Genomic DNA, 6,425 nt, shown 5'->3' with positions numbered 1-6,425 from the left:
AATATAAGGAGAGGCAATGTCCACGTTCGATAAGGTCAAGAAAATCATCGTCGAGCAACTCGGCGTAGACGAGTCCGAGGTCACGCTCGAAGCGTCGATCACCGACGATCTTGGGGCTGATTCGCTCGATCAAGTCGAGCTCGTCATGGCGTTCGAGACGGAGTTCAATATCGACATTCCGGATGAAGAAGCGGAGAAAATCAAAACCGTCGGAGATGCCGTCAAACGCATCGACGACGCTACCGCCGCAGGAGCCTAATTGTTCGACCAACTCAGCGACCGGTTAGGAGCGATTTTCTCGCGCCTCACCGGTCGCGGCAAACTCAGTGAGAGCGACGTCAACGAAGCGCTGCGAGAAGTTCGCATAGCGCTGCTTGAGGCTGACGTCTCGCTGGGTGCTGCCAAGGAGTTCGTCGCACGCATCAAAGAGCAGGCCATCGGGGCGAACATCCTCGAGTCCCTCTCTCCGGCCCAAACGATCGTCAAGCTCGTCCACGACGAACTCGTCGCACTCCTCGGGGGCGCTGAGGCGCGCCTGCAATTTTCGGATGCTCCCCCCTCGGTCATCATGCTTGTCGGCCTCCAAGGCTCCGGCAAGACCACGCAAGCCGGCAAGCTGGCGTTGCGGCTCAAAGAACAGGGGCGCCGCACGCTTCTCGTCGCCGCCGACGTCTATCGCCCCGCCGCGATCGTGCAGCTCCAGACCCTGGGCAAACAGATCGATCTGCCGGTCTACGATCAGGGCGCCGGCGATCCAGTGAAGATCGCGCGGGACGGTGTCGCGGAGGCCCGCCGCCTGGGTATTTCCACCGTGATCATCGATACCGCGGGGCGGCTGCAGATCGACGAAGCGCTGATGGACGAACTGGCGCGCATCAAAAGCGCCGTTAATCCGAAGGAAATTCTGTTCGTCGCGGATGCGATGACAGGGCAAGAAGCAACGACGGTCGCCAAGGGCTTCAACGATCGCCTCGGCATCACCGGCGTCTTACTCACGAAGATGGACGGCGATACGCGCGGCGGAGCGGCACTCTCGATCTTCTCGGTCACCGGCGCGCCGATCAAGTTTGTCGGTACCGGCGAGAAGCTCTCGGCACTCGAGCCGTTCTACCCGGATCGTCTCGCCTCGCGGATCCTGGGGATGGGTGACGTCCTCACCCTGATCGAGAAGACGCAAAGCCTCTACTCGGCCGACCAAGCCAAGCAGCTCGAGCAAAAGATCGTCAAGCAGACCTTCACGCTCGACGATTTCTTGGACCAGATGCGGCAGATGAAGAAGCTCGGCTCGATGACCGACATCCTCAAGATGGTTCCGGGTCTGTCGCGGGCGCTGCCGAAAGACTTCTCGGTTCCCGAAAAAGATATGAGCCGTATCGAAGCGATCATTTGCTCGATGACGCGCCGCGAGCGCCGCGATCCCGCGCTGCTCAACGGCTCGCGTCGCAAACGCATCGCGCTAGGATCCGGCACGCAAGTATCCGACGTCAACCGGCTCGTAAAGCAATTCGAGCAGGCGCGTCAGATGATGAAACAGATCGGCGGCAAGGGCAAGGGCAAAGGTCGCCCACGCCTGCCCGTTGGCATGTTCGGCCGCTAACACCAAAATCAACGAAAGACAAGTACATACAACCATGGTAAAGATCAGGCTGCGCCGCATGGGCGCAAAGAAACAACCCACCTATCGTTTCGTCGTAGCGGATTCGCGTTCGCCTCGCGACGGACGCTTCATCGAAATCCTGGGCCATTACAATCCGCGTACGGAGCCCAAGACGGTTGAAGTCAACGCCGAAAAAGCGAAGGAATGGCTCGCTAAGGGAGCACAGCCGAGCGAAACCGTTCGTCGTCTCTTCGCCGAGAAGGGCATCATGGAGCGCGGCTTCGTTTCCGACGTGAAGCGTAAACCGAAAAACGAAGGCAAAGAATAAATGAGCGCGTTCGATGACGAGTTTGGCCTGTTCGGTGAAGAATCCGAAGAGCGGGCGGAACGTCGATCGACGCTTGGGGCGCGCAGTATCGCATCGGGCGAGACCGTTATTAACGATGTCGAACCCGAAGAGCCGCGTCCACCAAGAACCGAGCGTCGCGAACGAGCACCCCAGCGCGGCAATACCGACTATGACGACCGGCGGCGTGCTCCGTCGCGAAATCGTCAACCGAGCGACCCGTGGGCGTCGCAGCGCCGCGCAACTGAATTATTGGAATTTCTCGCCAAGAAGCTGGTTGCCAAACCCGAAGCTGTAACGGTCGAACTCTTCCAAGACGAAGAGGGAAAGCCCGTGATCGAGCTCGTAGTCGATCCCGAGGATTTGGGCAAGGTCATCGGCCGTAGCGGCCGCGTCGCACAAGCGTTGCGTACGATCGCGCGCGCAACGGCCGAAGGGCGCGTGAGCATCGATATTCTCGATACCGAAGAGGCCCAAGCGGCTCCAGATGACGACGCCGAAGGCTGATCTGCCGATCGGCCGCATCGCCGGCATCTTCGGGCTACGCGGAGAACTCAAGTGCGATCCGACAACGTCGGGTCGCACGGTTTTTTCGCCCGGCGCGACGCTGCGATGCACGATCGACGGCCACTCGCAGGACCTGAAACTCGCGGGCGTTCGCGAACATAAAGGGCGCCTGTTGGTTCGCTTCGATGGGGTGGACGACGCGACGTCCGCGCAGGCCTTGATCGGTGCGATGTTTTTCGCGCCCCGCGAGCGTTTGGACGTCGCTGCGGACGAGTATCTCGACATCGATCTGGCCGGGTGCGAGGTCTTCGGGACGGACGGCAAGCGCTACGGCACCGTCGAACGCGTCGAGCACTATCCCCTCAACGATATGTTGATCGTCGATGGGCGCATGCTCCCGATGGTGAAGGCGTTTATTCGCGAGATCGATATCGCAGCCCGACGGATCACCGTCGACGTCCCGCCCGGCTTGCTCGACGACGACGCGATCGGTGAGCTATAGGTCACGCCTAACTGGTAAGACGCGGAAAAAACGACGGCGCGATCGTGGGGAGGATACCCCTTATGGGCATGATAAAAGCAGAGGATGCGGGACTGCTTTTGGAGCGACGTTGCCTAGTCTTTGGGTGATGTTGATCGTCGGTTTGCTTGCCGCCGTTGCCGGCTATAGCCAGGGATTAACGGGGTTTGGCTTCGCCCTAGTCTTTACTCCCCTCGCCTCGCTGCTACTCCCGGCTCAGGAAGTCGTCCTGTCGGCGCTGATCGTCGGCGGGATTATGGGGATTCTCGTCGTGCTCGAAACGTTACGCTGGCTGCCATGGCGCCGTTCGGGGCCGCTGCTGCTCAGTGCGGCTGTGGGAGCGCCGTTCGGCGTAGCGGTGCTCGTGGTCTTCAACGCGGGCGCTCTGCGCGTGTTGCTGGCGATCACCGCGCTCTGCATGGCGGCGGCGTTTATCATCGCTCGCCCCGCGCCATTCCGGCGGGAGGGCGTGGCGCTCTCGGTAGCGGGCGCGTTGGGTGGCTTCCTGAACGGCTGCACGAGCATGGGTGGGCCGCCGGCAGCTCTGGCGATAGCGAATCAGCGATGGGGCGTGATCGAGAGCCGCGGAGCGTTAGCGATGTTCAACCTGGTGAGTTTTGCCGTCGGCTTGGCCGCCGCGAAACTCTTTGGAATTCTCCACGGTGGTTCGTGGCTGATGGCCGTCGTCTTGGTAGCGCCCGCCGTTGTCGGAACCGTCGGCGGAGCGTTGAGCGCCCGTCGCATCTCCGCCATTCGCTTTCGCAAAGTGCTCATCGGTGCGGTTGCGGTTAGTGCCGTTTCGACGCTGGCGGGGGCGTTATGGCCCCGCTGACTGCATAAGAGTAGCGATTGCTCACCCGTTGTTATCCGGATGCGCCGATTGATAGGCTTTGACCGTGGTCTCGACGGCTTTTTGTAGATCGTCGTTGGTCGCTTGCGTATGGTAGAGCGTTGCGCCGAAGCAGGCATAAACGTCGAGCGCAAACGTGCTGCTCGTGTGTGCGCGGAATCCACCCCCGACGCGCTCTTGCTTGAGCGTCCCCGTCACGATCGTATTGTTGCGATTGGTGCCGCAAATCGAATTCGCCTGTTTTGAGGGGTTCGTGACCGCGATAGTCGGCACCGCGACGTTGTAGTACACGCCGAGCCCACGCATCAGATCGTTGGTCGCATCGGTGAGCATGCCGCTGGGAGCCGTTCCGGCGACGCGCACGACAATCATGCCACGGCTGGGCTTGGGCGGAATGATCGGTTTTGGCGTAGCCTGCGTCTTTGCATCGTGTTTGAAGAGCGATTGCACCATGCCGCCGATGCCGCCTAGATTCATTTGCGCGCCGTTCGTGGACGTCGGGGCCGGCGTCGATTTCGGAGCCTGTTGGGCTAGGCCTTCGGTATCGATACCCGAGGCCTCCAATACCACGGTTCTGGCTTGGACCGCGAGCGACGCGGCATCGTTTACGTCATAAATTTGGCCGGACTGCGAGTACGTGATAATGCCGCTATTGACGGTGACGATCTGCTCGACGATGGCCGCTCCGCTCCCCAGCGTCGTCATGTAGCCGCTGATGTAATAGTCGGCCTTTTTTGATTTCGCATAGGTGAGGTAATCGGCGCGCTTGACGTTGGTGCCGATCGCCGCGACCGTGACGCCGGGCGAAGAACCGATCACCTGCGCGTAGATATGCGCGACCTCGAGCCCGACCTTGGGCTGCAGCGTTCCGCTTTCATCAAAGGGGTAGATCACAACGGAGACCTGGCCGCTCGCCGCCGGCGATGGAGCAGGGCTTGGTGTTACGAGCGCTCTGGGAGCCGGGGAAGGCCCGGCTGCAACCAAGGCAACACACGAGCACAGGATCATCACACCGAAGAGGCGACGCACGGGACTCCTTCCAAGTTAGTCTGAATCGATCATGGTAACGAACGCACGCAATGCAGCGTTCGTTTCGGCCGGGTTCTCGACCATGGCGAGATGCCCGGTATCGGCGAGTATTCGCGCTTTCGCGCCCGGAACCCGGTCGGCGATAAATTGTGCGAATTTCGGCGGCGTCATCACATCTTTTTCACCGCAAATCGCCAGGGTGGGGACGCTGATATTTGCCAGACGTCCGCTTGCATCGAAGGCATCGCAAGCGCGGAAATCGCGAATCGTCTGAGCCTGCCCTACCCCCGCGAGCATGGCAACCGCGGCGGCGGTCCGCTCCGGCGTCGGGTTGGCGAAGAAATATCCGGCCAGCATGTGCGTGGCGGCTGGGAAATCATCCTCGAGGGCGTCGAAAATTTCGGGCGCGACCCGCAGCTTCGCCCCGGAATCAACGAGGACGATGCCGCGAACGCGCGGATTCTGGCGTAGCGCGATCTGCAGCGCGACGGCTCCGCCCATCGAGTTGCCGCACAGGACCGCCTCGCCGACTTCGTGATTTTCGAGTTCGCGCTCGATGGCATCCGCGAACGCCTCGATCGTGTCGGGCGAGCCGGGTTTCCCGTGGCCGGGGAGCGACGGGGCGATCGATTCGGGAAACGAGCGTCGCTGTGCCTCCCATACCTCGCCCGTGCATCCGGCGCCATGAATAAAGACTAATCGCATAGGTTATTGTCGCTCCATAGCGATGGGGGACGCCGTGAGGGCGCCTACCTCATCGAGAATACTCGTGCCGCCGCGATTACGCGCTGCCCATGCCGCGCAAAACTCGGCGCCGTAGAGAAAAATCGAGCCGATCACGTAGAACCAGAGCAGCAAAACCAACGGCACCGATAGCGCACCGTAAATATGCGAGAACGGCACGTGCAGCGTGTATTGCGTGAACGCGAACTGCAGCACCGGCCAGGAAAGCGCGGTTACGGAAGCCCCCGGAAGAGCGAAGCTCCAGGTGAGTTTTTTGTTGGGCAAAAAACGATAGAGCGCCATCGAGATAACGAACACCAACACGATCGAGATCAGGTAGGCGGAGAAATGCGTGAGGTTCTGCCGATCGCTGATATTGGCGATCGCCATGACGATCGAGAGCGATATCGGGAGTGCCATCGCAATAATCAATAGCGTTCCGATCGCCGGAAGCATAACGATCGAGAGCAGGACGCTATGGAAGAAGGGCCGCCCCTTGGGCACGTTGAGCGAGCGGTCGAGCGCGACCGTGATCCCCATAAAGAGATTTTTCCCGGACCAGAGGATGAAAACGAGTGCGATGAGGCTCGATATGCCGCGTCCGTAAATATACGACTGGAGATTCGCGGCGATGAAATCGTGTAACGCGGGCATCACCGAGTCGAAGAATACCAGCACGCGCTGCTCGGCGTTGGGATAGATATACGAGGCGAGCGTTACTACCAGCACCACGAGCGGAAACAGGGCAAAGAGCGCGTTGAAAGCGACCGCCTGAGCGAGAAAGGCGCATCCGTCGCGCGAGAAACGGACCCCCGCTTCGCGCAGGGTAGAAAAGAGTCGCTTCATCCGATGC

At 60.7% G+C, this 6,425-nt stretch carries 9 protein-coding genes; 6 read left to right on the top strand and 3 right to left on the bottom strand.

Going from position 1 to position 6,425, the window contains the following annotated elements:
* The first annotated feature begins 16 nt into the window (after positions 1 to 16).
* The 6 genes from VMW12_12700 to VMW12_12675 all read left to right on the top strand — a co-directional run bounded on the left by VMW12_12700 (position 17) and on the right by VMW12_12675 (position 3,802).
* Positions 17 to 259, top strand: a complete 243-nt coding sequence (locus tag VMW12_12700) for an acyl carrier protein (GenBank protein ID HUZ50577.1) — start codon at positions 17 to 19, stop codon at positions 257 to 259.
* The gene (gene ffh, locus VMW12_12695) at positions 260 to 1,597 is read left to right on the top strand and encodes a signal recognition particle protein (protein HUZ50576.1); all 1,338 of its coding nucleotides are present in this window, start codon (positions 260 to 262) and stop codon (positions 1,595 to 1,597) included. It begins immediately after the preceding gene.
* Positions 1,598 to 1,631: 34 nt separating this feature from the next.
* Positions 1,632 to 1,925, top strand: coding sequence for a 30S ribosomal protein S16 (rpsP, locus tag VMW12_12690; protein HUZ50575.1), 294 nt, complete (start codon positions 1,632 to 1,634; stop codon positions 1,923 to 1,925).
* Positions 1,926 to 2,450, top strand: coding sequence for a KH domain-containing protein (locus tag VMW12_12685; GenBank protein HUZ50574.1), 525 nt, complete (start codon positions 1,926 to 1,928; stop codon positions 2,448 to 2,450).
* The gene (gene rimM / locus VMW12_12680; GenBank protein HUZ50573.1) at positions 2,431 to 2,952 is read left to right on the top strand and encodes a ribosome maturation factor RimM; all 522 of its coding nucleotides are present in this window, start codon (positions 2,431 to 2,433) and stop codon (positions 2,950 to 2,952) included. Before VMW12_12685 ends, rimM begins: the two co-directional genes overlap by 20 nt.
* A 109-nt stretch (positions 2,953 to 3,061) precedes the next feature.
* A complete protein-coding gene (locus VMW12_12675; protein HUZ50572.1) occupies positions 3,062 to 3,802 on the top strand; it encodes a sulfite exporter TauE/SafE family protein in 741 nt (246 codons plus the stop codon).
* A gap of 21 nt (positions 3,803 to 3,823) precedes the next feature.
* Here VMW12_12675 and VMW12_12670 read toward each other — a convergent pair whose 3' ends face one another.
* From VMW12_12670 to VMW12_12660, 3 genes are read right to left on the bottom strand one after another with little or no spacing between them, the layout of a single operon-like run.
* Positions 3,824 to 4,849 (bottom strand): hypothetical protein, encoded by a 1,026-nt coding sequence (locus tag VMW12_12670; GenBank protein ID HUZ50571.1) that lies wholly within the window; start codon positions 4,847 to 4,849, stop codon positions 3,824 to 3,826.
* Positions 4,850 to 4,864: 15 nt separating this feature from the next.
* Entirely contained in the window at positions 4,865 to 5,554 is a 690-nt protein-coding gene (locus tag VMW12_12665; protein HUZ50570.1) for an alpha/beta hydrolase, read from the bottom strand.
* Positions 5,555 to 5,557: 3 nt separating this feature from the next.
* Positions 5,558 to 6,418, bottom strand: coding sequence for a YihY/virulence factor BrkB family protein (locus VMW12_12660; protein ID HUZ50569.1), 861 nt, complete (start codon positions 6,416 to 6,418; stop codon positions 5,558 to 5,560).
* Between the last annotated feature and the right edge of the window lie 7 nt (positions 6,419 to 6,425).

The organism is Candidatus Dormiibacterota bacterium (assembly GCA_035532835.1).
In the GTDB taxonomy this organism is placed as follows: domain Bacteria; phylum Vulcanimicrobiota; class Vulcanimicrobiia; order Vulcanimicrobiales; family Vulcanimicrobiaceae; genus DAHUXY01.
The sequence above is the reverse complement of the archived record's forward strand: the minus strand, read 5'-3'. Positions and strand labels throughout refer to the sequence as shown.

Excerpts from the sequence above, each read along its gene's own strand:
- VMW12_12700 (HUZ50577.1), top strand. The coding sequence starts at position 17 with ATGTCCACGTTCGATAAGGTCAAGAAAATCATCGTCGAGCAACTCGGC.
- rpsP (HUZ50575.1), top strand. The coding sequence starts at position 1,632 with ATGGTAAAGATCAGGCTGCGCCGCATGGGCGCAAAGAAACAACCCACC.
- VMW12_12685 (HUZ50574.1), top strand. The coding sequence starts at position 1,926 with ATGAGCGCGTTCGATGACGAGTTTGGCCTGTTCGGTGAAGAATCCGAA.
- rimM (HUZ50573.1), top strand. The coding sequence starts at position 2,431 with ATGACGACGCCGAAGGCTGATCTGCCGATCGGCCGCATCGCCGGCATC.
- VMW12_12665 (HUZ50570.1), bottom strand. The coding sequence starts at position 5,554 with ATGCGATTAGTCTTTATTCATGGCGCCGGATGCACGGGCGAGGTATGG.
- VMW12_12660 (HUZ50569.1), bottom strand. The coding sequence starts at position 6,418 with ATGAAGCGACTCTTTTCTACCCTGCGCGAAGCGGGGGTCCGTTTCTCG.